Below are 21,966 nucleotides of genomic sequence, written 5' to 3'. Positions count from 1 at the left end.
GCTCCTCTCTTTCAGGTTATTGCGCAGTGGCTGGGGCCAGAAAAGCGGCTTCCAGCAACTGCTGTGTATACGGATGTTTGGGGGCCGCAAAAATACTTTGCGCGTCTCCCTGTTCGACCACTTGGCCTTGCTTGACCACCATCAGCTGGTGGCTCAGCGCTTTGACGACAGCCAGGTCATGGCTGATAAACAGATACGTCAGGTTGTACTTGGTTTGCAGTGAACGCAAAAGCTCCACCACTTGGCGTTGCACTGTCCGGTCGAGGGCCGAAGTCGGCTCGTCCAGCAGAATCAACGCCGGTTTTAGCACCAATGCCCGGGCAATGGCGATTCTCTGCCGTTGCCCGCCGGAAAATTCGTGGGGGTAGCGGTGCCGGGTTTCCGGGTCCAGACCTACCTCCTTGAGTGCCGCAATAATCGCTTGTTCCTGTTCCGCCTCGGTGCCCATCTTGTGGATCCGCAGGCCTTCGCCGACGATCTGGCTCACGCACATCCGTGGGCTCAGGCTGCCGAACGGGTCCTGAAACACCACCTGCATCTCCCGCCGCAGCGGTCGAACCTGTTGCTGCGTCAGGCAGTCTAGCTGCTTGCCTTCAAAACGGATGGCGCCTTTGCTGCCGATCAGCCGCAAAATCGCCAAACCCAGTGTCGACTTGCCCGAACCGCTTTCTCCCACAATCCCCAGGGTCTGGCCCTGAGGCAGGCTGAAATTGATTCCGTCCACCGCTTTGATGTGGTCGACGGTCTTTTTCAGAAAGCCTTTCTTGATCGGGAACCAGACTTTCAGGTCCTCGACTTGCAGCAATGGCGGGCCAATCACATTGGTCGCCGGCTTGCCGCTGGGCTCCGCTGCCAGCAGTTCCCGAGTGTACGGATGCTGCGGTGCGCGGAACAACTCTTCGCACGATGCCTGTTCGACGATGCAACCGCGCTGCATGACACATACGCGATGCGCAATTCTTCGCACAAGGTTCAAATCGTGACTGATCAGTAGCAGCGCCATGCCCAACCGGGCCTGTAATTCCTTGAGCAATTCGAGGATTTTCAGCTGGACGGTCACATCCAACGCGGTGGTCGGCTCGTCGGCGATCAGCAGTTCCGGCTCGTTGGCCAGGGCCATCGCAATCATCACCCGCTGCCGTTGGCCACCGGACAATTCATGGGGCAGGGCCTTGAGGCGCTTCTCGGGCTCCGGGATGCCGACCATTTCCAGCAACTCCAGGGTGCGCCTGGTCGCGACTTTGCCGATCAGGCCCTTGTGGATGCTCAACACCTCATTGATCTGTTTCTCGATCGAGTGCAGCGGATTGAGCGAGGTCATCGGCTCCTGGAAGATCATCGCGATCCGGTTGCCGCGGATGTGGCGAATGGTTTTCTCTTTCAGGCTCAGCAGGTTCTGCCCGGAATACTCGATGGTCCCGGACGGATGCCGGGCGAGCGGGTAGGGCAACAGCCGCAGGATCGAGTGGGCCGTCACCGATTTGCCGGAGCCACTTTCGCCCACCAGCGCCAGGGTTTCGCCGCGCTTGATGTCGAAGCTCACGCCTTCGACCACCCGTTGAACGCGCTCGCCAACGACAAATTCGACGGCCAGGTCGCGCACTTCGATCAGATTGTCCTGATTCATTTCACTTCCTCGGGTCGAAGGCATCGCGAGCGGACTCGCCGATGAACACCAGCAAACTCAACATCAACGCCAGCACGGCAAACGCGCTCATGCCGAGCCACGGCGCTTGCAGGTTGGATTTGCCCTGGGCCACCAGCTCACCGAGGGACGGGCTGCCTGCCGGCAAACCGAAGCCGAGGAAATCCAGGGCGGTCAGGGTGCCGATGGCGCCGGTCAGGATGAACGGCATGAAGGTCATGGTCGAGACCATGGCGTTGGGCAGGATGTGGCGGAACATGATCGCTCCGTTTTGCATCCCCAACGCCCGCGCGGCGCGCACGTATTCCAGATTACGCCCTCGCAGGAATTCGGCACGGACCACGTCCACCAGGCTCATCCACGAGAACAGCAGCATGATCCCCAGCAGCCACCAGAAATTCGGCTGGACGAAACTGGCGAGAATGATCAGTAGATACAGCACCGGCAGCCCGGACCAGATCTCCAGAAAACGCTGTCCGGCCAGGTCGACCCAGCCTCCGTAGAAACCCTGCAAGGCCCCGGCAATCACGCCGATGATCGAGCTGAAAATGGTCAGGGTCAGGGCAAACAACACCGAAATCCGGAAGCCGTAGATCACCCGCGCCAACACGTCGCGGCCCTGATCGTCAGTGCCCAGCAGGTTGTCAGTTGAAGGTGGCGCAGGGGCCGGGACTTTCAGGTCGTAGTTGATGCTTTGATAGCTGTAGGGAATCGGCGCCCACAGCACCCAGGCGTCTTTTTCCTTGAGCAGTTCACGGATGTACGGGCTCTTGTAGTTGGCTTCCAGCGGGAATTCGCCGCCGAAGGTGGTTTCCGGGTAACGCTTGAGCGCCGGGAAGTACCAGCCGTTGTCGTAGTGCACCACCAGCGGTTTGTCGTTGGCGATCAGCTCGGCGCCGAGGCTCAGCCCAAACAACAGCAGAAACAGCCACAGCGACCACCAGCCACGCTTGTTGGCCTTGAACAGTTCGAAACGTCGGCGATTGAGAGGGGACAGGTTCATCTCAATGCTCCCGGCTTTCGAAGTCGATGCGCGGATCGACGAAGGTGTAGGTGAGGTCGCCGATGAGTTTTACCACCAATCCCAACAGGGTGAAGATGAACAGCGTGCCAAAGACCACCGGGTAATCGCGGTTGATCGCCGCCTCAAAACTCATCAGCCCGAGGCCGTCGAGGGAGAAGATCACCTCCACCAGCAACGAGCCAGTGAAGAAGATGCCGATAAACGCCGACGGGAACCCGGCGATCACCAGCAGCATGGCGTTGCGGAACACATGGCCGTAGAGCACGCGGTGGTTGGTCAGGCCCTTGGCCTTGGCGGTGACCACGTACTGCTTGTTGATTTCGTCGAGGAAGCTGTTTTTAGTCAGCAGCGTCATGGTCGCGAAGTTGCCGATCACCAGCGCCGTCACCGGCAATGCCAGGTGCCAGAAGTAATCGAGCACCTTGCCGCCCATGCTCAACTCATCGAAGTTGTTGGAGGTCAGTCCTCTGAGCGGGAACCAGTCGAAATAGCTGCCCCCGGCGAACACCACGATCAGCAGGATGGCGAACAGGAACGCCGGGATCGCATAGCCGACGATGATCGCCGAACTGGTCCAGACGTCGAAGTGGCTGCCGTGTCGCGTCGCCTTGGCGATCCCCAGCGGGATCGACACCAGGTACATGATCAGCGTGCTCCACAGCCCGAGGGAGATGGACACTGGCATCTTTTCCTTGATCAGGTCGATGACCTTGGCGTCGCGGAAGAAGCTGTCGCCGAAATCCAGCGTGGCGTAGTTCTTGATCATGATCCACAAGCGTTCCGGCGCCGATTTATCGAAGCCGTACATGTGCTCGATTTCCTTGACCAGCGCCGGGTCCAGGCCCTGGGCGCCGCGATAAGCGGAGCCGGCCACCGAGACTTCGGCACCGCCGCCGGCGATGCGGCTGGTGGCGCCTTCGAAACCTTCGAGCTTGGCGATCATCTGCTCCACCGGCCCGCCGGGGGCGGCCTGGATGATCACGAAGTTGATCAGCAAAATGCCGAGCAAGGTCGGGATGATCAGCAGCAGTCGCCGAAAAATATACGCCAGCATCTGATTACTCCGTGCCCGCAGGGTCGGCTTGCAGTTTGGTTTCGACTTCTATGGCCGGTGTAGCGTCTGGCTTGACCCACCAGGTGTTAATGCCGATGTCGTACTTGGGTGAAACTTTCGGATGACCGATGTGGTTCCAGTAAGCCACGCGCCAGGTCTTGATGTGCCAGTTGGGGATCACGTAATAACCCCATTGCAGCACGCGGTCCAGTGCGCGGGCGTGGGCCACCAGGCTTTTGCGCGAATCGGCGTTGATCAGTTGCTCGACCAACTGGTCCACCACCGGGTCTTTCAGGCCCATGGAGTTACGGCTGCCGGGTTTGTCGGCGGCGTCAGACATCCAGAATTCACGCTGTTCATTGCCCGGCGAGTTGGACTGCGGGAAGCTGCCGACAATCATGTCGAAGTCCCGTGAACGTACGCGGTTGATGTACTGCGAGACGTCGACCCGGCGGATCACCAGGTCAATCCCCAGGTCGCTCATGTTGCGCTTGAACGGCAGCAGCACCCGCTCGAATTCGGTCTGGGCCAACAGGAACTCGATGGTCACCGGTTTGCCGTTGGCGTCGACCATCTTGTCATCGACGATCCGCCAGCCCGCCTCTTGCAGCAATTGATAGGCTTTGCGCTGCTGGGTGCGGATCATGCCGCTGGCGTCAGTCACCGGGTTCTGGAACGCCTCGCTGAACACCTGCTCGGGAATCTTGCTGCGGAACGGGTCGAGGATCGCCAGTTGATCGGCGTCCGGCAGGCCGCTGGCAGCCATTTCCGAATTTTCGAAAAAACTGCGAGTGCGCGCGTAGGCGCCGTTGAACAGTTGCTTGTTGGTCCATTCAAAGTCCAGCAACAGGGTCAGGGCCTGGCGCACGCGCACGTCCTGGAACACCGGGCGGCGCAGGTTGAATACAAAGCCTTGCATGCCGGTGGGGTTGCCGTTGGGGATCTGTTCCTTGATCAACCGGCCCTCGGTGACGGCCGGAATGTTATAGGCGTTGGCCCAGTTCTTGGCTGCCATTTCGAGCCAGTAATCGAACTGCCCGGCCTTGAGTGCTTCCAGGGCCACGGTGTTGTCGCGGTAGTAGTCGGTGGTCATCACATCGAAGTTGTAGAACCCGCGGTTCGCCGGCAGGTCCTTGGCCCAGTAATCCTTGACCCGCTCATAACGCACCGAACGTCCGGCCTTGACTTCGCTGACCTTGTACGGGCCGCTGCCCAGCGGTATTTCCAGGTTGCCCTTGGTGAAATCGCGCGTCGCCCACCAATGCTTGGGCAACACCGGCAACTGGCCGAGGATCAGCGGCAGCTCACGGTTGTTGTTGTGTTTGAACTTGAACAGCACCGTCAGCGGATCTTCAGCGACCACTTCCTCGACATCGCTGTAGTAACCGCGGTACAGCGGCGCGCCGTCCTTGATCAGGGTCTGGAAACTGAACACCACGTCCTCGGCGCGCATCGGATGCCCGTCGTGGAAGCGCGCTTCGGGGCGCAGGTAGAAACGCACCCAGCTGTTGTCCGGGGCTTTTTCGATCTTGCCGGCGACCAGGCCGTACTCGGTGAACGGTTCATCCAGGCCCTGTTTGGCCAGGGTGTCGTAGATCATGCTGATGTCGTCGGCCGCGACACCTTTGTTGATGAAGGGGTTGAGGCTGTCAAAGCCTCCGAAACCGGCCTGACGGAAAATCCCGCCTTTGGGCGCGTCGGGGTTCACGTAATCGAAGTGTTTGAAATCGGCCGGGTATTTCGGCGGCTCGTTGTACAGGGTCAGGGCATGTTGCGGGGCGGCGCAGGCCAGCCCGGCGAACAACAGACCGCTGGCCTGCAAGAGCAGGGTGCGTACGGGTTTCATCGATCTTTCTCCGAAGATTTCAGCCACCACGCGCTCAGGCCCAACGTGTAGGGCGGCGTGGTGACGAAGGCGAACCGGTTGCGGTAGGCCAGGCGGTGATAATTGAGGTACCAGTTGGGAATGATGTAGTGCTGCCACAGCAACACCCGGTCCAGGGCCTTGCCGGCGGCGACCTGTTCATCGCGGGTCTGGGCGGCGAGCAATTGTTCGAGTAAATGGTCGACCACCGGATTGGCAATACCGGCGTAGTTTTTGCTGCCCTTGACCCCGACCTGGCTGGAGTGGAAGTACTGCCACTGCTCCAGGCCCGGACTGAGCGTCTGGTTGAGGGTCATCAGGATCATGTCGAAATCGAATTGATCAAGGCGTTGCTTGTACTGGGCGCGATCGACTGTGCGCAGCCGCGCATCGATGCCGATGCTGGCGAGGTTCTCGACGTAAGGCTGAAGGATGCGCTCCAGGTTCGGGTTGACCAGCAGGATCTCCAGGCGCAACGGTTGGCCAGCGGCGTTCTGAACATGCTGGCCACTGAGCTTCCAGCCGGCCTCGGCAAGCAGGCTCAGGGCCTTGCGCATGGTTTCCCGGGGGATGCCGCGCCCTTGGGTCTGCGGCAGGCTGAACGGCTCGGTGAACAGCTTGGCGGGCAACTGCTCGCGATACGGCGTCAGCATCAGCCATTCATGGCCGACCGGAAGGCCCGTCGCGGAGAACTCGCTGTTGGGGTAGTAGCTCATGGCGCGCTTGTAAGCGCCGCTGAACAGCGTGCGGTTGGTCCACTCGAAGTCGAACATCAGGCCCAGCGCTTCACGGATCTTGGTCTCGGAGAAGGCCGGCCGCCGGGAGTTCATGAACAGACCCTGGCTCTGGGTTGGGATCTGATGCGGGATCTGCGCCTTGATGACGTCGCCGCGTCGCACCGCCGGGAAGTTGTAGCCGTTTTCCCAGTTCTTCGCCTGGTGCTCGATATAGATATCGAACTCGCCGGCCTTGAAGGCTTCGAACGCGACGTCGCTGTCGCGGTAGAACTCGACTTCCATACGATCGAAGTTGTATTTGCCGCGATTGACCGGCAGGTCCTTGCCCCAGTAGTCCTTGACCCGTTCGAAAATGATCTGACGCCCAGGCTCTACCGACGTAATGCGATACGGTCCGCTGCCCAGTGGCGGTTCGAAGGTGGTGGCCTTGAAGTCACGACCTTTCCAGTAATGCTGGGGCAGCACCGGCAATTCGCCCAGGCGCAGGATCAGCAATGGATTGCCGGCGCGTTTGAAGACAAAACGAATGCGTTGCGGATTGAGGATGTCGACCCGCAACACTTCCTGAAGGTTGGTGCGGTATTGCGGATGGCCTTCCTTGAGCAGCAAGCGGTAGGAAAACGCCACGTCATAGGCGGTAATCGGCGTGCCATCGTGGAAACGCGCTTCCGGGCGCAGATTGAACACCACCCAGCTGCGGTCCTCGCTGTATTCCACCGATTGGGCGATCAGACCATAGCTTGAGGTTGGTTCATCGCCGGACGGCGCGTACTGGCCGGTGCCGACCATCAGCGGTTCATTAAGCTCGTTGATGCCGTATTGCAGGAAATTCGGCGTGGAAACCGGGCTTGAACCCTTGAACGTGTAGGGGTTGAGCGTATCGAAGGTGCCAAACGCCATCACCCGCAACGTACCGCCCTTGGGCGCTTGCGGGTTGACCCAGTCGAAGTGGGTAAATCTGGCCGGGTACTTGAGCGTGCCGAACTGCGCATAACCATGGCTTTCGCTGATCGTCGCGCTTGCGGGGGCGCTCAAGGCCAGGCTGATCAGGAGCAGAAGGAGGGGACGCTTCAAGTCAGGAATCCGATCCAGGCGGCTTGGGCTTTGTGGCCCGTACAGTAACAGCTTGTATCGACAGGAAAAAGACAGGGGTTTAACGCGCCGTTAATTGTGCCAATGGAGTCCCTGTAGCAGCTGGCGAAGCCTGCGTTCGGCTGCGCAGCAGTCGCAAAACCTGCGCTCGCATACTTCCTGAAACACCATACCGTCTGAACTCACGACTGCTGCGCAGCCGAACGCAGGCTTCGCCAGCTGCTACAAGGGTTTGGGTAAATCCTTGGGCGAAAAAAAGCCCCTGAAATCAGGGGCTCATTTTAGCGTGGCGAAGCCACCGTCAGCATCTGGCCAGGCTTCAGCGCCTGGCCAACACGCGGGTTCCAGCGCTTGAGGTGTTGCATTTCAACGTTGAAACGCTTGGCCACCATGTACAGCGAGTCGCCTTGCTGGACCTTGTACTGGGTCTGCGGTTTCTGTTGGTCAGCTTTACTGTTTGCTTTGCTGTTCGCCGCCACGACGGTGTTGACCCGACCGCTGCTGCGCTTCGTGGTGTCCTGCATGACCAGCGCCTGACCGGCCTTGAGATTCTTGCCGGTCAGCTTGTTCCAGCGTTGCAGGTCCTTGACGTCGACCTTGTTGGCCTTGGCGATGGCGGCCAGGTTGTCCCCGCGTTTAACGCGGTAAACGCGTTTGAGACTGGCGAGTTCGGAGTCGTCCGAGCCTTCGAATACCGGCTTGAGCGGCTTCTTGCTGATCAACTCTTCAGGACGCATGGTCGACAGGCTGGCGGTCAGCAACTGCGCCTTGGACGTTGGCACCAGCAAATGCTGGGGGCCATCGATGGTGGTGCGCTGCTTGAAGGCCGGGTTGAGCTGGAACAGTTCGTCTTCGTCGATGTTAGCCACCGCGGCGACCTTGGACAGGTCCATGCGCTGGTTGATTTCGACGACCTGGAAGTACGGTTCGTTGGCGATCGGGTTCAGGTTCACGCCGTAGGCTTCAGGTGCCAGCACCACTTGTGACAGGGCCAGCAGCTTTGGCACGTAGGCCTGGGTTTCGGCCGGCAGCGGCAGGTTCCAGTAATCGGTCGGCAAGCCGAGCTTTTCGTTGCGCTCGATGGCCCGGCTGACCGTGCCTTCGCCGGCGTTATAGGCCGCCAGGGCCAGCAGCCAGTCGCCGTTGAACATGTCGTGCAGGCGGGTCAGGTAATCCATGGCCGCAGTGGTCGAGGCGGTGATATCGCGACGGCCATCATAGAAACGGGTTTGACGCAGGTTGAAGTAACGCCCGGTGGAAGGGATGAATTGCCACAAGCCAACCGCGTCGGCCCGGGAATAGGCCATCGGGTTGTAGGCGCTTTCAATCACTGGCAGCAGCGCCAGTTCCAGCGGCATGTTGCGTTCTTCAAGGCGTTCGACGATGTAGTGAATGTAGAGGCTGCCGCGTTCGCCGGCGTTTTCGAGGAAGGACGGGTTGCTGGCGAACCACAGGCGCTGTTGCTCGATGCGCGGGTTGACGCCCAGGTTGTCCTGCAACTGGAAGCCCTGGCGCATGCGCTCCCAGACATCTTGTGGAATTTGTGGAGTCGGTTTTTCGCTGAGCCAGATAGGTTTCTGCTTGGCCCGGGCGGCGATGTTCGGAGTGTGTGCCGCGTCGGTCTGCGGCACATGGCTTGAGCAGCCCGCCAGAGTGGCGGACACAGCCACCGCGATGGCTTGAGCCAAGCGGGTCAATGCGTCTGAATTGATGGCTTTACGAATAGATGACGACATTGGCTGGAAGTAAGTTCCGGGCAAAAATGTCGGGCGATTCTAGAAAGCGCACCCCCTGCGGTCAACCATTCAGAATTTTTGTACCAGCGTGATGGCTACTTAGAACTTATCTTTCCAAGCACGCAGAGCAGCAAAGACCGCACTCGGAGCCCGGTTTTGGGTTCCATTCCGTTCGTCCACTTTTTCTTTAACGGATGTTTCGTCGACACGCAAAAACGGGTTGGTAAGCTTTTCAAGCGCCAGAGTAGAGGGCAGCGTCATGATTCCGGCTTCACGTTGTGCGGTGACTTTTTCCAGACGTGCGGCAGTGTCCGGATTGCCCGGTTCGACCGCTGCGGCAAACTTCAGGTTGCTCAAAGTGTATTCGTGAGTGCAGTAGATCAGCGTATCTTCAGGCAGCGAGGCGAGGCGGGTCAGTGAGGTATGCATCTGCTCCGGCGTGCCTTCGAACAAGCGCCCGCAACCGGCAGCAAACAGGGTGTCACCGCAGAACAGCAGACCGTGATGGTAATAGGCGATATGCCCCAAGGTGTGGCCGGGGACGGCAAAGACATCGAAGTCCCAGCCCAGCACGCTGACGCGGTCGTTGTCCTTGAGGGCCACGTCCCGGAGCGGGATGGTTTCGCTGGCTGGACCGTAGACTGTCGCGTCTGTCGCTTTTTTGAGCTGCTCGACGCCGCCGACGTGGTCATGATGATGGTGAGTGATCAAAATATCACTCAACACCCAACCCGGATGCGCGGCGAGCCAGGCCTGCACTGGCGCGGCATCGCCCGGATCGACCACGGCGCAGCGCTGGGTGCTGTGGTCTTGTAACAACCAGATGTAGTTGTCGGTGAAGGCGGGCAGGGCACTGATCTGTATCATCGTCGGATTCGCCAAGCGGAAAACAATGGCGCATCTTAGAACTTCCTGGCGCGTTGGAGAATGCAATGACCGATAAAGCGTTCGCTCAGGCTGATCCTGAATGGCTGACATTGATCAGCGCGGCCCGTGAATGGCTGTCCGGCCCCATCGGGCAATTTCTGCTGGACGAAGAACGTCGCATGCTCGAAGACGAGTTGGGACGGTTCTTCGGTGGCTACCTGGTGCATTACGGCCCGTCGGCCCAAACACCGCCGTCGGCGCCGCAAGTCCAGCGCAATGTGCGGCTCGGCGCGCCGTTGCCGGGTGTCGAGATCGTCTGCGAAGAGCAGGCGTGGCCGTTGAGCGAGCATGCCGCCGATGTGGTGGTGTTGCAGCATGGGCTGGATTTCTGCCTGTCGCCCCACGGTTTGCTGCGCGAGGCGGCGAGCAGCGTGCGGCCCGGCGGGCATCTGCTGATCGTCGGGATCAACCCCTGGAGCACCTGGGGCTTGCGTCACGTTTTCGCTCACGACGCCTTGCGTAAAGCTCGCTGCATCTCCCCGTCGCGGGTCGGTGACTGGCTGAACCTGCTGGGTTTCGCGCTGGAGAAACGCCGCTTCGGGTGCTATCGTCCGCCGCTTGCGTCACCCGCCTGGCAGGCTCGTCTGGCCGGTTGGGAGCGTAAGGCCGGTGACTGGCAACTGTCGGGTGGCGGCTTCTATTTATTGGTGGCGCGCAAGATCGTGGTGGGCCTACGGCCCGTCCGTCAGGAGCGGCGCGAACCGATGGGCAAGCTGATTCCATTGCCGATGGCCAAGGTCAATCGTCGCCGCATCGATCCGTAATACACTTTTTATTTTCCCGGCCGGGTTTGCCCCGGCCTCGGGCATCGTCGATCACCGATCGGCGAGCCACCGCATTTTCTGGATAGATTGGCATGAGCGATAGCGTAGAACTCTTCACTGACGGCGCCTGCAAAGGCAACCCTGGCCCAGGCGGCTGGGGCGCTTTGCTGGTGTGCAAGGGCATTGAAAAAGAACTGTGGGGCGGCGAAGCCAACACCACCAACAACCGCATGGAGCTGATGGGCGCGATCCGCGGCCTTGAAGAACTCAAACGCTCCTGCGACGTGCTGCTGGTCACCGACTCGCAGTATGTGATGAAAGGCATCAACGAGTGGATGGACAACTGGAAGAAGCGCGGCTGGAAAACCGCCGCGAAAGAACCGGTAAAAAACGCTGATCTGTGGAAGTTGCTGGATGAGCAGGTCAATCGCCACAACGTCACCTGGAAATGGGTGCGCGGGCACATTGGCCATCACGGCAACGAACGCGCCGACCAATTGGCCAACCGTGGCGTGGATGAAGTGCGCGGGTACAAGCAGGCTTGATTCCGGTTCTACCGATGCACCGCGTCGTGGCCAATCGCGAGCAGGCTCGCTCCCACATTTGATCTTCGTTGAGCACAAATTCTGTGAACCCCCGAATTCAATGTGGGAGCGAGCCTGCTCGCGAATGGGTGCAACACGGTGTATCTGAAAGACCCCGGCGAGCGTGTTAAGATCGCCGCTTTTGCACGAATGACCCGTTGAGAGCTGAGCACTGATGGCCACCAGATCCGTTGTACTCGATACCGAAACCACCGGCATGCCGGTGACCGACGGCCACCGGATTATCGAAATCGGTTGTGTCGAGTTGATCGGTCGGCGCCTGACGGGCCGGCATTTCCACGTTTACCTGCAACCGGACCGCGAGAGTGACGAAGGCGCCATCGGCGTCCACGGCATCACCAACGAATTTTTGGTCGGCAAGCCGCGCTTCACTGAAGTGGCCGATGAGTTCTTTGAATTCATCAAGGGTGCGCAGCTGATCATCCATAACGCGGCGTTCGACGTTGGCTTCATCAACAACGAATTCGCCCTGATGGGCCAGAACGATCGTGCGGACATCACGCAGCACTGCTCGATCCTCGACACCCTGATGATGGCCCGGGAACGTCACCCGGGGCAGCGCAACAGCCTCGACGCCTTGTGCAAACGCTATGGCGTCGACAACTCCGGTCGTGAACTGCACGGCGCCTTGCTCGACTCCGAGATCCTCGCCGACGTTTACCTGACCATGACGGGCGGCCAGACCAGCCTGTCCCTGGCTGGTAATGCTTCCGACGGCAACGGTTCCGGGGAAGGTGCGGACAATTCCGCCACCGAGATACGTCGTCTGCCGGCTGACCGTCAACCGACGCGGATTATCCGTGCCAGCGAAGATGACCTGGCCCAACACGTGGCACGCCTGGAAACCATCGCCAAATCCGCCGGCGCCCCATCGCTCTGGCAACAACTGGCCGAGGCAAAGGCTCAAGCCTGATTTTTCGCCACACAATGGTGCGCCCGACGACCTGCTTCGGGGCGCCGCACTCGCCACATGCGCTCGAACCCTCTACCCTGAGGTGATTGGCGGACCACGGTCTGCCGCCTCAGGACACTGAGCCTCATGTATAAAGATTTGAAATTCCCGGTCCTGATCGTCCATCGCGACATCAAGGCCGACACCGTCGCCGGTGATCGCGTGCGTGGCATCGCCCGGGAGCTGGAGCAGGAAGGCTTCAGCATTGTCTCGGCGGTGGATTACACCGAAGGACGTCTGGTCGCCTCGACCCATCACGGTCTTTCCTGCATGTTGATTGCGGCCGAAGACGCCAGTACTCACTCTCATCTATTGCACAACATGGCCGAGCTGATCGGCCTGGCGCGGGTGCGTGCGCCCGACTTACCGATCTTCGCGCTGGGTGAGCAGGTGACCCTGGAGAATGCACCCGCCGACGCCATGGCCGAACTCAATCAGCTGCGCGGGATTCTTTATCTGTTCGAAGACACCGTGCCTTTTCTGGCCAGGCAGGTCGCCCGAGCGGCACGCAAATATCTGGATGGTCTGCTGCCGCCGTTTTTCAAAGCGCTGGTGCAGCACACGGCCGACTCCAATTATTCCTGGCACACACCCGGCCATGGCGGCGGCGTGGCGTACCACAAGAGCCCGGTGGGTCAGGCGTTTCACCAGTTCTTCGGGGAAAATACCCTGCGTTCCGATTTGTCGGTGTCGGTGCCGGAACTCGGTTCTTTGCTCGATCACACCGGTCCGCTGGCAGAAGCCGAGGCCCGTGCTGCCCGCAATTTCGGCGCCGATCACACCTTCTTCGTGATCAATGGCACCTCGACCGCCAACAAAATCGTCTGGCATTCGATGGTCGCTCGCGATGACTTGGTGTTAGTGGATCGCAACTGCCACAAGTCGATTTTGCACTCGATCATCATGACCGGCGCCATTCCGCTGTACCTGTGCCCGGAGCGCAATGAGCTGGGGATCATCGGCCCGATTCCATTGAGCGAATTCAGCCGCGAATCGATTCAGGCCAAGATCGACGCCAGCCCGCTGACCAAGGGCCGGGCGCCCAAGGTCAAGTTGGCGGTGGTGACCAATTCGACGTACGACGGCCTCTGCTACAACGCTGAGCTGATCAAGCAGCAGTTGGGCAACAGCGTCGAGGTCTTGCACTTCGATGAGGCCTGGTACGCCTACGCGGCGTTTCACGAGTTCTTCGCCGGACGTTACGGCATGGGCACGTCCCGCAGTGACGACGGCCCGCTGGTGTTCACCACCCATTCCACCCACAAACTGCTGGCGGCGTTCAGCCAGGCGTCGATGATTCACGTCCAGGACGGCGGCGCGCGGCAACTGGATCGGGATCGCTTCAATGAAGCGTTCATGATGCACATCTCTACCTCGCCGCAGTACAGCATCATCGCTTCGCTGGATGTGGCGTCGGCCATGATGGAAGGCCCGGCCGGGCGTTCGCTGTTGCAGGAAATGTTTGACGAAGCGCTGAGCTTTCGCCGGGCGCTGGCCAATTTGCGCCAGCACATCGCCGCTGACGATTGGTGGTTTTCCATCTGGCAGCCGCCGTCGGTGGAGGGCATCAACCGTGTGGTTACCGATGACTGGCTGCTGCAACCCGACGCCGACTGGCACGGCTTTGGCGGCGTGACCGACGACTACGTGCTGCTTGATCCGATCAAGGTCACGTTGGTGATGCCGGGCCTGACGGCAGGCGGCGCCCTCAGCGAGCGCGGGATTCCGGCGGCGGTGGTCAGCAAATTCCTTTGGGAACGGGGGCTGGTCGTTGAAAAGACCGGGCTGTATTCATTCCTGGTGTTGTTCTCCATGGGCATCACCAAGGGTAAATGGAGCACGTTGCTGACTGAGTTGCTGGAGTTCAAGCGCAGCTACGATGCCAATGTCAGCCTCGCGACTTGTCTGCCGTGCGTGGCACAAGAGAATGTCGCGCGCTATCAGGGCATGGGTTTGCGCGATCTGTGCGATCAACTGCACGCCTGCTATCGCAGCAATGCCACGGCCAAACACCTCAAGCGCATGTACACAGTGCTGCCGGAAATCGCCATCAAGCCGTCTGACGCCTATGATCAATTAGTGCGTGGCGACGTTGAAGCGGTGTCGATCGATGCTCTGGATGGGCGGATCGCCGCGGTGATGCTGGTGCCGTACCCGCCGGGGATTCCGTTGATCATGCCCGGCGAGCGCTTTACCGAGTCGACACGCTCGATCATCGATTACCTGGCATTTGCGCGCACGTTCGATAGCAGCTTCCCGGGGTTTGTCGCTGATGTGCACGGATTGCAACACGAAGACGAGGGCAATGGACGGCATTACACCGTTGATTGCATCAAGGAATGAGGACCTTTCCCAGTATGCAACCGATCATGAATCCGAAATACCCAGGGCTGTCGGTGCGCGTTGCCGACGAAGGTTTTGCGGCCTATATCTGGGGCAGCGATTTCAGTTTTGAAGTCGCGGCCTACGGCGCAGCCGAAATCGGCAAACCGGTGGAGCAATGGCCGGTGACGCCGATCACGCCTTATCGAAAGTGCTACGGCATCGATCCCGAAGAGTTCAGCAGTTTCCGCGATGCCGCCGACAGCGCGATTTTCATGGCTTATCTCGATGATGAGCCGGTGGGTCACCTGGTGGTCAGCACCAACTGGAACGGCTTTGCCCACATCGACGAGTTGGCGGTGCATGCGCCGGCGCGCCGTCATGGCGTGGCCAAGGCGTTGCTAGATGTGGCGCAGTTCTGGAGCCGCAAAAAGAAACTGCCGGGCATCATGCTTGAAACCCAGAACAACAACCTGGGGGCCTGTCGGCTCTATGAGCGCCGCGGTTACGTCTTGGGCGGAATCGATCATCTGCGCTATCGCGGGATCGATCCGAACACCGCCGAAGTGGCGCTGTTCTGGTATCGATTGTTCGATAACCCGTTGGAAACCCCGCTTAGTTCGCCAACATCGCCACGGCTTGTTCCGTGATGATGCCCAGCAATGCCTGAACCGCTGGCGATGGCTCGCCGTTCTTGAGGGTCAAGGCATAAAGGCTGATCGGCACGGCCGGCGCCAGCGGGCAGGCATCCAGCCCGGCCGATTTGGCCCCGAGGGCGGTGAAAGGGTCGACGATGGCCAGACCTTCGCCGGCCTCGACCATGCTGCGCATCATCTGGTGAGTCTGTACCCGGGTTTGAATGACCGGGGCAGGGCGCAGGGCATGCAGTTTGTTTTCCAGCGCCGGGCTCAGCGGATCATGACCTTCCAGGCCCACCATCGATTGGCCGGCCAGGTCCTGCAGCGAGATGTACTTTTGTTTGGGTTGCAACCAGCCGTGGGGTGCCAGCAGCTGAAGTTTGCCTTGGGCGATCACCTGACAATGAATGTCGGCGTGATCGGGGTCATGCAGGCTCAGGCCCAGATCGCTTTCGCGCAGCAGCAGGTTTCTGACGATCTCGCGGGTAGGTTGGCTCAGAAGGGTGCAAGGCGCGTCGGGAAGGCGTCGGCGCAGGGCGGCAATGCTCTGTGGCAATAGCTGCTGTGACAGGGGCGGCGTGCAGACGATCCGCAAGGGCGGAGCCTGATATTGCTTGAGGCTGTTGGCCAGCCGCTGAACCGGCTCGAGCGCTTCATAGACGTGGGCGATCTGAACCTGCAGCTCCCGCGCCTCGCGCGTGGCCTGCAAGCGTCCACGCACGCTGGAAAACAGCATGAAACCCAACTGATCCTCGGCGTCGCGCAGAATCCCTTCGACTTCGGCCACAGGCAACTGCAGCCATTCGGCGGCGGTGCCCAGGTGACCGGTCTGCAGGAGCGCCTGGATCACTTCGATATGACGTAAACGCATGCGTGAAGTCCATGTTCAGCAGGTGAGGGAGTCAGTGGCTGAATCCTAACTCAAGTGCGCGCATATGACTTCTGCTCATAACACGGGGTTATGAAGCGACGTTGGTTTCCGGCCGGCTGCCGACATAGGTGTCGGGTTCGCGCACGATAGTGACGTCCGATTGCACCAGCAAAAACTGGTTGTCATCGAGCTTTTTTACGCGATCGCCAATGGCCAGCTTATAAGTGGTGACAGGCACCGAGCCAGTGAGACCGTCTGCCGACGGGGTGGATTCCTGGAACTCATGCACGGAATAAACGCGGCCTTCCGCGTCTCTTGCATGGAACTGACCGACGAGTACTGCTGCCATCTGCTTAGAACCTCTGGGGATAAATCACTCAATTTGCGGCTCTGTAGACCGTGGTTGGGCGAGGTAAGTTTTCCTACAGGAAAAAAATAGTCAGGGGCGGCGTTTTTCAGTCGCCCACTGCTTGAATCGTCATCTATAACTACTAACTCTTTCCATCGGACAGTCGAGAATCTTCCATGAGCAACGTCTATACGATCGCTGTACTGGTCGGCAGCTTGAGAAAGGAATCGATCAATCGCAAGGTGGCGCTGGCCCTGGCCGACCTGGCGCCTGCCAATCTCAAACTGGTTATCGTCGAAATCGGCGATCTGCCGCTCTACAACGAGGACATCGATGGTGCTTCACCGCCGGCAGCCTACAGCACTTTCCGGCAACAAGTGAGCTCATCCGACGCGGTGCTGTTCGTGACCCCCGAATACAACCGTTCGGTGCCTGCGCCGATGAAGAACGCGATCGATGTGGGTTCGCGTCCCTATGGCAAGAGTGCCTGGAGCGGAAAACCTGGAGCGGTGATCAGTGCTTCGCCGGGCGCTATCGGCGGTTTTGGCGCCAACCATCACCTGCGCCAGTCCATGGTGTTTCTGGATGTGCCGTGCATGCAGCAACCGGAAGCCTACTTGAGCGGCGCTGGTTCAGCGTTCGACGAGGCGGGTAACCTGTCCGAGTCGCTCAAACCGTTTTTGCAAAAATTCATCAATGCCTATGGTCTTTGGGTCGAACAACACAAGAAAGCGTAACCCCAAATGCCGGTGGTCCAGGTGCGTACCCTGTGGGAGCGAGCTTGCTCGCGATAGCGGTCTTGCATTCAACAATGATGTTGACTGACATGGCCTCATCGCGAGCAAGCTCGCTCCCACATGGATTACCTGGCCAGTCGGCCACAGATCATCGATTCGATCTCCAACAGCCATGCGGCGGTTTGCGCCGCCGCAGGTTGTGCGGTGACGCAATAACGGCGACCGCCCCAAGCCGTGATTAGCCAGGCATCAATGGTTGTTTCTGAAGGGCATACGGGCAAATCGGTACAGGCTGCGAAGGCTTCGCGCCACTTCTGCGACAGCTCCTGGAACACTCGCCGATGGTGTTTGGGTTCGGCGATCTGGTGTTCGAGGGTCATCAGTTCATAGTCGAACAACGGTTGCCTGGCCTCGACCGGGTCACAGGTCAGGCGTATCAGACGGTTGGTCCGGGTCTGCCAATCCAGATCCGTGGGCTGTACGACTTGTTCATCCACCTGCTGCAACAGCTGCTCCAGGCAATGTCGGACGTAACCTGACAACAAGGCTTCCTTGCTCGGGAAGTAGTCGTACAGCGTGCCGATGGCAACGCCTGCTTCCAATGCGACCGCGCGCGTGGTCAACCCCGACCAGCCGTCACGTTGCCAAATCCGAACAAACGCTTCGTAAATTGCCTCTACGGTGAAAATCGCCCGGGCCTGACTCGGCCGTTTCAGCGGCTTTGCGCGGGGATTGAGGGTGGGCGCGATGCCCTTGGTGTTTCCGAACCCGCTCTTCATCGGCTGCCATTACTCTGGTGCTACCCGCCATTCACTCGCAGCAGGAATCTGAAAGATGCAAAGTCCGAGCACGGTAACACGCCTGATCACCCGCAAAAACGCCCTCGACCAGAGTCGAATCGAGCAGGAGCAACGTAGCCTGATTCCGGCTGCCGGAGAGGTGATATTGAAGATCGACCGGTGCGCGTTGACCACCAACAACATTACCTATGCCGCGTATGGCGATTCGATGAATTACTGGGGGTTCTTCCCGACAGGGCTGGCGGAATGGGGTCACATCCCGGCTTGGGGTTTTGCCGATGTCGTGGCGTCTGATGTGGCGGGCATCAAGGTCGGGGAGCGCTTCTACGGGTATTTTCCGATTGCCAGCCATCTGTGGATGCGCCCGGAACGGGTCACTGAGCGTGGTTTCTATGATGGCGCCGAGCATCGGCAGGCACTGACGTCGGCTTACAACCAATACACCCGTTGCAGCTGGGATTCGTACTACAGCCCAGAAACCGAAAACCTGCAGATTTTACTCAAGCCGTTGTTCCTGACGTCGTCGATGCTCGCGGACTTCCTCCAGGACAACCAGTTTTTCGGCGCAACCCGGCTGGTGTTCTCCAGTGCTTCGAGCAAAACCGCCTATGGCACGGCGGTCTGCCTGGAAAATCACCCTGACCTGGAGAGGGTGGCGCTGACCTCGCCCGGCAACAAGGCGTTTGTCGAGAAACTCGGTTGTTACGAGCGAACGGTGACCTACGCAGAACTGGCGAGCCTGGCCAATGACCGCCCTACGTTGTATGTGGATTTTTCCGGCGACCTGGATTTGCGAGATCAGGTGCACCAGCATTTTGCCGGGCAGTTGATTTACAGCTGCTTCGCCGGTTCTGCGCAAAGCACCGATGAGGCTAGATTGACGGCCATTGAAGGGCCGCAACCGGTGTTCTTTTTTGCGCCGATCCAGATCCGCAAGCGCAATACCGAGTGGGGCCCAGAAGGGGTCAGTCAGCATATTGGTGAGGGCTTGCAGCGTTTTTACCGACAGTTGACCGCGGCTGATAAACCTTTGCTGGAAGTGGTCGAGGACAAAGGCTATGAAGCCGCGCAGAGCGTGATTGCCCGGCTGTTCCACGGCCAGATCGCACCGATCGAGGGGCATGTGATTCGGCTATAGCACATTGATCTGTGGTAGCAGCTGCCGAGCCCGCGAGGCTGCGTTCGGCGACGCAGTCGTCGTGAAGTCAGGCACTGCGGTGTCCCAGGAACACCGCGTTCGCAGGGTTTACGACGACTTCGTCGCCGAACGCAGCCTCGCGGGCTCGGCAGCTGCTACATCGAGTCCGGTGCGTTTAGGAGTAGGGGAGCAAGTTTGGGCTTTACTCCGCTCGTGTGTTGCGGCTGAATCGCGGTTTGTTTTTCCGACAAGGCTGCACTGCATGTTGACCGCATCGTTGATTTTCCTGCTGACCATCACCTTGGTGATCTGGCAGCCAAAAGGCCTTGGCGTTGGCTGGAGTGCGGTATTCGGCGCGGTGCTTGCGCTGATTTTCGGAGTCGTACACCTCAGCGACATCCCGCTGGTGTGGCAGATTATCTGGAACGCCACCGGGACTTTTGTCGCGCTGATTGTCATCAGTCTGCTGCTGGACGAGGCGGGGTTCTTCGCCTGGGCGGCGTTGCATGTGGCCCGTTGGGGACGGGGCAGCGGACGCAAGCTGTTTGCTTACATGGTGCTGCTCGGTGCGTTGGTGTCGGCGTTGTTCGCCAACGACGGGGCGGCGCTGATTCTCACGCCCATCGTGATTTCCATGCTGCTGGCGTTGCGCTTTTCCCCGGCGGCGACACTGGCGTTCGTCATGGGCGCCGGTTTCATCGCTGACACGGCAAGCCTGCCGTTGGTGGTGTCGAACCTGGTGAATATCGTTTCCGCGGACTTCTTCCACATCAGTTTCAATCGTTACGCGGCGGTGATGATCCCGGTCAACCTGGTAAGTGTTGCGGCGACGCTGGCGATGCTGATGTGGTTTTTCCGTCGTGACATTCCCAAGGATTACGACCCCGAGCAACTGGCGCATCCGGCTTCAGCGATCCACGACCAAGCCACGTTTTATGCCGGTTGGGCCGTGTTGGTGATTCTGCTGCTTGGCTGCTTCGCACTGGAACCACTTGGGATTCCGATCAGTGCCATTTCTGCGGTGTGCGCGGCGTTGCTGCTGGCCATTGCCGCCCGTGGTCACAAAATTTCCACCCGAAAAGTCATCAAAGAAGCGCCGTGGCATATCGTGATTTTTTCGTTGGGCATGTACCTGGTGGTGTATGGCCTGCGCAACGCCGGGCTCACGGGGTATCTGGCCGGATGGCTGGATGGTTTTGCCGGTTACGGCGTGTGGGGCGCGGCCATGGGCACGGGCGTGCTGACGGCGCTGCTGTCGTCGGTGATGAACAACCTGCCGACGGTGCTGATCGGTTTGCTGTCAATCGATGCCAGCCAGGCGACCGGGGTGGTGAAGGAGGCGATGATCTACGCCAACGTCATCGGCAGCGACCTGGGGCCGAAGATTACGCCGATCGGTAGCCTGGCGACGTTGCTGTGGTTGCATGTGCTGGAGCGCAAGAGCATTCGGATTGGCTGGGGGTATTACTTCAAGGTCGGGATTGTGCTGACGGTGCCTGTTTTGTTGGTGACGTTGGCGGCGTTGGCTGTGCGGTTGTCCATCTAGACCGCGTCGGCTCCTTCGCGAGCAGGCTCGCTCCCACAGGGATCTTCGTCATAAGGAGATTGAATGTGGGAGCGAGCCTGCTCGCGAAGGGGTCATTGCAGTCACCACAAAACTCAGCCACTGCCAGGTACATTCGGCCAAAGATCCGCCACCAGAAACAGCCGCTCGGCTTCTTCCCAGTCACCCTGGGCATTTTCTGTGAGTCGCACCAGCAACTGCGCCGGGGCCAGTGGCTCCAGATCGCTGAGCCAGGCATTCAGCTGTTCAGTGCTCCAGGTTTGTTCCACCGGATAGTGCGCCGGTGCCAGCCAGGCATGGCGGGGCAGGGGTTGCCAGCGACCGAACGGTCGTTGCACGACAAAGTCTGCCCAGTCCTTCTGGTGCAGCCAGCTACCGCGTAAATGCTGGGGATGTGCGCCAATCGGTGGCTCGGCCGGTCCCGGCCACGGATACAACAAATAGCCGCCCAGCCACAAATGCGCACTGAACTGCTGGATATCCAGCGCCGCCAATACTTCACGGCTCTCCGGGCGCGCCGAAATCGGCAATTGATGCTGAGTCAGATGGGCCAGTTTGCGGTCCAGCCGATCATGGCAACCGGGGCCGAGCCACTGCGCCGTGTCGTGTCCGTCGCCATTTTGCGGGCCAAGGTAAAGTTTGATCGCCAGTTCCAGATGATGCACGCCGTCACGATCGCGCAGCAACATGTCCAGCTCGCCCAGCGTGTGGCCTTCGCGGCGGATCGGCATGTTCGCGGCAATCAAGTCGATGCCCGGCGCGTGCCGCACGGCGTATTGCCAGAGGCGTTCGTAGTACAAGCCCAATCGCCGGGTTCGGGCCTGCGCCAGCCAGTGCAGCAAGTCATAACTGTCGTGATCGAGTTGCCGTAGCCACCGTTCCAGCCGCTCCGGTGCTTGTACCCAGTCACTGCCGGTCAGCGGGTGACGCTGCGGCCACGTCGTGACGCCAAGCATCGGCGGCGCGAGGATGACCCAGGCCAGGTCGCGCACTTCGGGGTGGCGCAACTGGTGGGGTAACTGCAGCAAATCGGGAAATAGGATCATCTTGCGAGCATAGCCTCAATCGTGAGTACACCGTTGTGGCTGAAAGGATTTTGTCTATCCCGCGCTTTCGCCCATAATCGTGTTTTTCGCCGCCGCGCAGG

The 21,966-nt window shown here is 59.8% G+C and carries 19 protein-coding genes; 8 read left to right on the top strand and 11 right to left on the bottom strand.

Going from position 1 to position 21,966, the window contains the following annotated elements:
- Positions 1-16: 16 nt before the first annotated feature.
- From AC3IUE_RS17320 to gloB, 7 genes are all read right to left on the bottom strand, one after another.
- On the bottom strand, positions 17-1,627 hold the full coding sequence (locus AC3IUE_RS17320; RefSeq protein ID WP_489263064.1) for an ABC transporter ATP-binding protein: 1,611 nt from the start codon (positions 1,625-1,627) through the stop codon (positions 17-19).
- Position 1,628: 1 nt separating this feature from the next.
- Positions 1,629-2,648, bottom strand: coding sequence for an ABC transporter permease (locus AC3IUE_RS17315; protein WP_046048847.1), 1,020 nt, complete (start codon positions 2,646-2,648; stop codon positions 1,629-1,631).
- A 1-nt stretch (position 2,649) separates the two neighbouring features.
- Positions 2,650-3,723 (bottom strand): microcin C ABC transporter permease YejB, encoded by a 1,074-nt coding sequence (locus AC3IUE_RS17310; RefSeq protein ID WP_056741785.1) that lies wholly within the window; start codon positions 3,721-3,723, stop codon positions 2,650-2,652.
- A 4-nt stretch (positions 3,724-3,727) separates the two neighbouring features.
- The gene (locus tag AC3IUE_RS17305) at positions 3,728-5,569 is read right to left on the bottom strand and encodes an extracellular solute-binding protein (protein ID WP_489263063.1); all 1,842 of its coding nucleotides are present in this window, start codon (positions 5,567-5,569) and stop codon (positions 3,728-3,730) included.
- Positions 5,566-7,398, bottom strand: a complete 1,833-nt coding sequence (locus tag AC3IUE_RS17300; RefSeq protein ID WP_489263062.1) for an extracellular solute-binding protein — start codon at positions 7,396-7,398, stop codon at positions 5,566-5,568. Before AC3IUE_RS17300 ends, AC3IUE_RS17305 begins: the two co-directional genes overlap by 4 nt.
- A 299-nt stretch (positions 7,399-7,697) precedes the next feature.
- The gene (locus AC3IUE_RS17295; protein WP_056741788.1) at positions 7,698-9,152 is read right to left on the bottom strand and encodes a transglycosylase SLT domain-containing protein; all 1,455 of its coding nucleotides are present in this window, start codon (positions 9,150-9,152) and stop codon (positions 7,698-7,700) included.
- A gap of 99 nt (positions 9,153-9,251) precedes the next feature.
- Positions 9,252-10,019 carry a hydroxyacylglutathione hydrolase gene (gene gloB, locus AC3IUE_RS17290; RefSeq protein WP_489263061.1) on the bottom strand — a complete coding sequence of 256 codons (768 nt, stop codon included), beginning with the start codon at positions 10,017-10,019 and terminating at the stop codon, positions 9,252-9,254.
- A gap of 65 nt (positions 10,020-10,084) precedes the next feature.
- On the opposite strand from gloB, the gene AC3IUE_RS17285 reads away from it, so the two are divergent.
- The 5 genes from AC3IUE_RS17285 (at position 10,085) to AC3IUE_RS17265 (ending at position 15,372) form a co-directional block, all read left to right on the top strand.
- The gene (locus tag AC3IUE_RS17285) at positions 10,085-10,843 is read left to right on the top strand and encodes a methyltransferase domain-containing protein (RefSeq protein WP_008152097.1); all 759 of its coding nucleotides are present in this window, start codon (positions 10,085-10,087) and stop codon (positions 10,841-10,843) included.
- Between the two features lie 92 nt (positions 10,844-10,935).
- Positions 10,936-11,388, top strand: coding sequence for a ribonuclease HI (rnhA, locus tag AC3IUE_RS17280; RefSeq protein WP_008152099.1), 453 nt, complete (start codon positions 10,936-10,938; stop codon positions 11,386-11,388).
- 214 nt (positions 11,389-11,602) lie between these two features.
- Complete coding sequence (dnaQ, locus tag AC3IUE_RS17275; protein WP_489263060.1) at positions 11,603-12,361, top strand: DNA polymerase III subunit epsilon; 759 nt, start codon at positions 11,603-11,605, stop codon at positions 12,359-12,361.
- A gap of 126 nt (positions 12,362-12,487) precedes the next feature.
- Entirely contained in the window at positions 12,488-14,743 is a 2,256-nt protein-coding gene (locus tag AC3IUE_RS17270; protein WP_489263059.1) for an Orn/Lys/Arg family decarboxylase, read from the top strand.
- 14 nt (positions 14,744-14,757) lie between these two features.
- Entirely contained in the window at positions 14,758-15,372 is a 615-nt protein-coding gene (locus AC3IUE_RS17265; protein ID WP_056741791.1) for a GNAT family N-acetyltransferase, read from the top strand.
- On the opposite strand, the gene AC3IUE_RS17260 is transcribed toward AC3IUE_RS17265, so the two are convergent.
- Together AC3IUE_RS17260 and AC3IUE_RS17255 are read right to left on the bottom strand one after the other, a co-directional pair.
- Positions 15,338-16,231: a LysR family transcriptional regulator gene (locus AC3IUE_RS17260; RefSeq protein ID WP_489263058.1), complete on the bottom strand. Its 894-nt coding sequence runs from the start codon at positions 16,229-16,231 to the stop codon at positions 15,338-15,340. The two genes, AC3IUE_RS17265 and AC3IUE_RS17260, sit on opposite strands and share 35 nt — an antisense overlap.
- A gap of 88 nt (positions 16,232-16,319) precedes the next feature.
- Entirely contained in the window at positions 16,320-16,580 is a 261-nt protein-coding gene (locus AC3IUE_RS17255; RefSeq protein ID WP_046048837.1) for a hypothetical protein, read from the bottom strand.
- 176 nt (positions 16,581-16,756) lie between these two features.
- On the opposite strand from AC3IUE_RS17255, the gene AC3IUE_RS17250 reads away from it, so the two are divergent.
- Positions 16,757-17,317 (top strand): NADPH-dependent FMN reductase, encoded by a 561-nt coding sequence (locus tag AC3IUE_RS17250; RefSeq protein WP_489263057.1) that lies wholly within the window; start codon positions 16,757-16,759, stop codon positions 17,315-17,317.
- 125 nt (positions 17,318-17,442) lie between these two features.
- Here the strand turns inward: AC3IUE_RS17250 and AC3IUE_RS17245 are convergent, their stop codons facing one another.
- The gene (locus AC3IUE_RS17245) at positions 17,443-18,096 is read right to left on the bottom strand and encodes a TetR/AcrR family transcriptional regulator (protein WP_489263056.1); all 654 of its coding nucleotides are present in this window, start codon (positions 18,094-18,096) and stop codon (positions 17,443-17,445) included.
- A 55-nt stretch (positions 18,097-18,151) separates the two neighbouring features.
- Here AC3IUE_RS17245 and AC3IUE_RS17240 point away from each other — a divergent pair, with 55 nt between their 5' ends.
- Together AC3IUE_RS17240 and AC3IUE_RS17235 are read left to right on the top strand one after the other, a co-directional pair.
- Complete coding sequence (locus AC3IUE_RS17240) at positions 18,152-19,255, top strand: DUF2855 family protein (protein ID WP_489263054.1); 1,104 nt, start codon at positions 18,152-18,154, stop codon at positions 19,253-19,255.
- A 262-nt stretch (positions 19,256-19,517) separates the two neighbouring features.
- Positions 19,518-20,801 carry an arsenic transporter gene (locus AC3IUE_RS17235; protein WP_489263053.1) on the top strand — a complete coding sequence of 428 codons (1,284 nt, stop codon included), beginning with the start codon at positions 19,518-19,520 and terminating at the stop codon, positions 20,799-20,801.
- A 113-nt stretch (positions 20,802-20,914) separates the two neighbouring features.
- Here the strand turns inward: AC3IUE_RS17235 and AC3IUE_RS17230 are convergent, their stop codons facing one another.
- On the bottom strand, positions 20,915-21,865 hold the full coding sequence (locus AC3IUE_RS17230) for a DUF1853 family protein (RefSeq protein WP_489263052.1): 951 nt from the start codon (positions 21,863-21,865) through the stop codon (positions 20,915-20,917).
- Between the last annotated feature and the right edge of the window lie 101 nt (positions 21,866-21,966).

This window comes from Pseudomonas sp. GL_093, from assembly GCF_057837605.1.
The sequence above is the reverse complement of the archived record's forward strand: the minus strand, read 5'-3'. Positions and strand labels throughout refer to the sequence as shown.

What these genes read in the sequence shown, in the direction of transcription:
- AC3IUE_RS17320 (WP_489263064.1), bottom strand. Translation starts at nt 1,627, where the DNA reads ATGAATCAGGACAATCTGATCGAAGTGCGCGACCTGGCCGTCGAATTT.
- AC3IUE_RS17315 (WP_046048847.1), bottom strand. Translation starts at nt 2,648, where the DNA reads ATGAACCTGTCCCCTCTCAATCGCCGACGTTTCGAACTGTTCAAGGCC.
- AC3IUE_RS17310 (WP_056741785.1), bottom strand. Translation starts at nt 3,723, where the DNA reads ATGCTGGCGTATATTTTTCGGCGACTGCTGCTGATCATCCCGACCTTG.
- AC3IUE_RS17305 (WP_489263063.1), bottom strand. Translation starts at nt 5,569, where the DNA reads ATGAAACCCGTACGCACCCTGCTCTTGCAGGCCAGCGGTCTGTTGTTC.
- AC3IUE_RS17295 (WP_056741788.1), bottom strand. Translation starts at nt 9,152, where the DNA reads ATGTCGTCATCTATTCGTAAAGCCATCAATTCAGACGCATTGACCCGC.
- gloB (WP_489263061.1), bottom strand. Translation starts at nt 10,019, where the DNA reads ATGATACAGATCAGTGCCCTGCCCGCCTTCACCGACAACTACATCTGG.
- AC3IUE_RS17285 (WP_008152097.1), top strand. Translation starts at nt 10,085, where the DNA reads ATGACCGATAAAGCGTTCGCTCAGGCTGATCCTGAATGGCTGACATTG.
- rnhA (WP_008152099.1), top strand. Translation starts at nt 10,936, where the DNA reads ATGAGCGATAGCGTAGAACTCTTCACTGACGGCGCCTGCAAAGGCAAC.
- dnaQ (WP_489263060.1), top strand. Translation starts at nt 11,603, where the DNA reads ATGGCCACCAGATCCGTTGTACTCGATACCGAAACCACCGGCATGCCG.
- AC3IUE_RS17270 (WP_489263059.1), top strand. Translation starts at nt 12,488, where the DNA reads ATGTATAAAGATTTGAAATTCCCGGTCCTGATCGTCCATCGCGACATC.
- AC3IUE_RS17265 (WP_056741791.1), top strand. Translation starts at nt 14,758, where the DNA reads ATGCAACCGATCATGAATCCGAAATACCCAGGGCTGTCGGTGCGCGTT.
- AC3IUE_RS17260 (WP_489263058.1), bottom strand. Translation starts at nt 16,231, where the DNA reads ATGCGTTTACGTCATATCGAAGTGATCCAGGCGCTCCTGCAGACCGGT.
- AC3IUE_RS17255 (WP_046048837.1), bottom strand. Translation starts at nt 16,580, where the DNA reads ATGGCAGCAGTACTCGTCGGTCAGTTCCATGCAAGAGACGCGGAAGGC.
- AC3IUE_RS17250 (WP_489263057.1), top strand. Translation starts at nt 16,757, where the DNA reads ATGAGCAACGTCTATACGATCGCTGTACTGGTCGGCAGCTTGAGAAAG.
- AC3IUE_RS17245 (WP_489263056.1), bottom strand. Translation starts at nt 18,096, where the DNA reads ATGAAGAGCGGGTTCGGAAACACCAAGGGCATCGCGCCCACCCTCAAT.
- AC3IUE_RS17240 (WP_489263054.1), top strand. Translation starts at nt 18,152, where the DNA reads ATGCAAAGTCCGAGCACGGTAACACGCCTGATCACCCGCAAAAACGCC.
- AC3IUE_RS17235 (WP_489263053.1), top strand. Translation starts at nt 19,518, where the DNA reads ATGTTGACCGCATCGTTGATTTTCCTGCTGACCATCACCTTGGTGATC.
- AC3IUE_RS17230 (WP_489263052.1), bottom strand. Translation starts at nt 21,865, where the DNA reads ATGATCCTATTTCCCGATTTGCTGCAGTTACCCCACCAGTTGCGCCAC.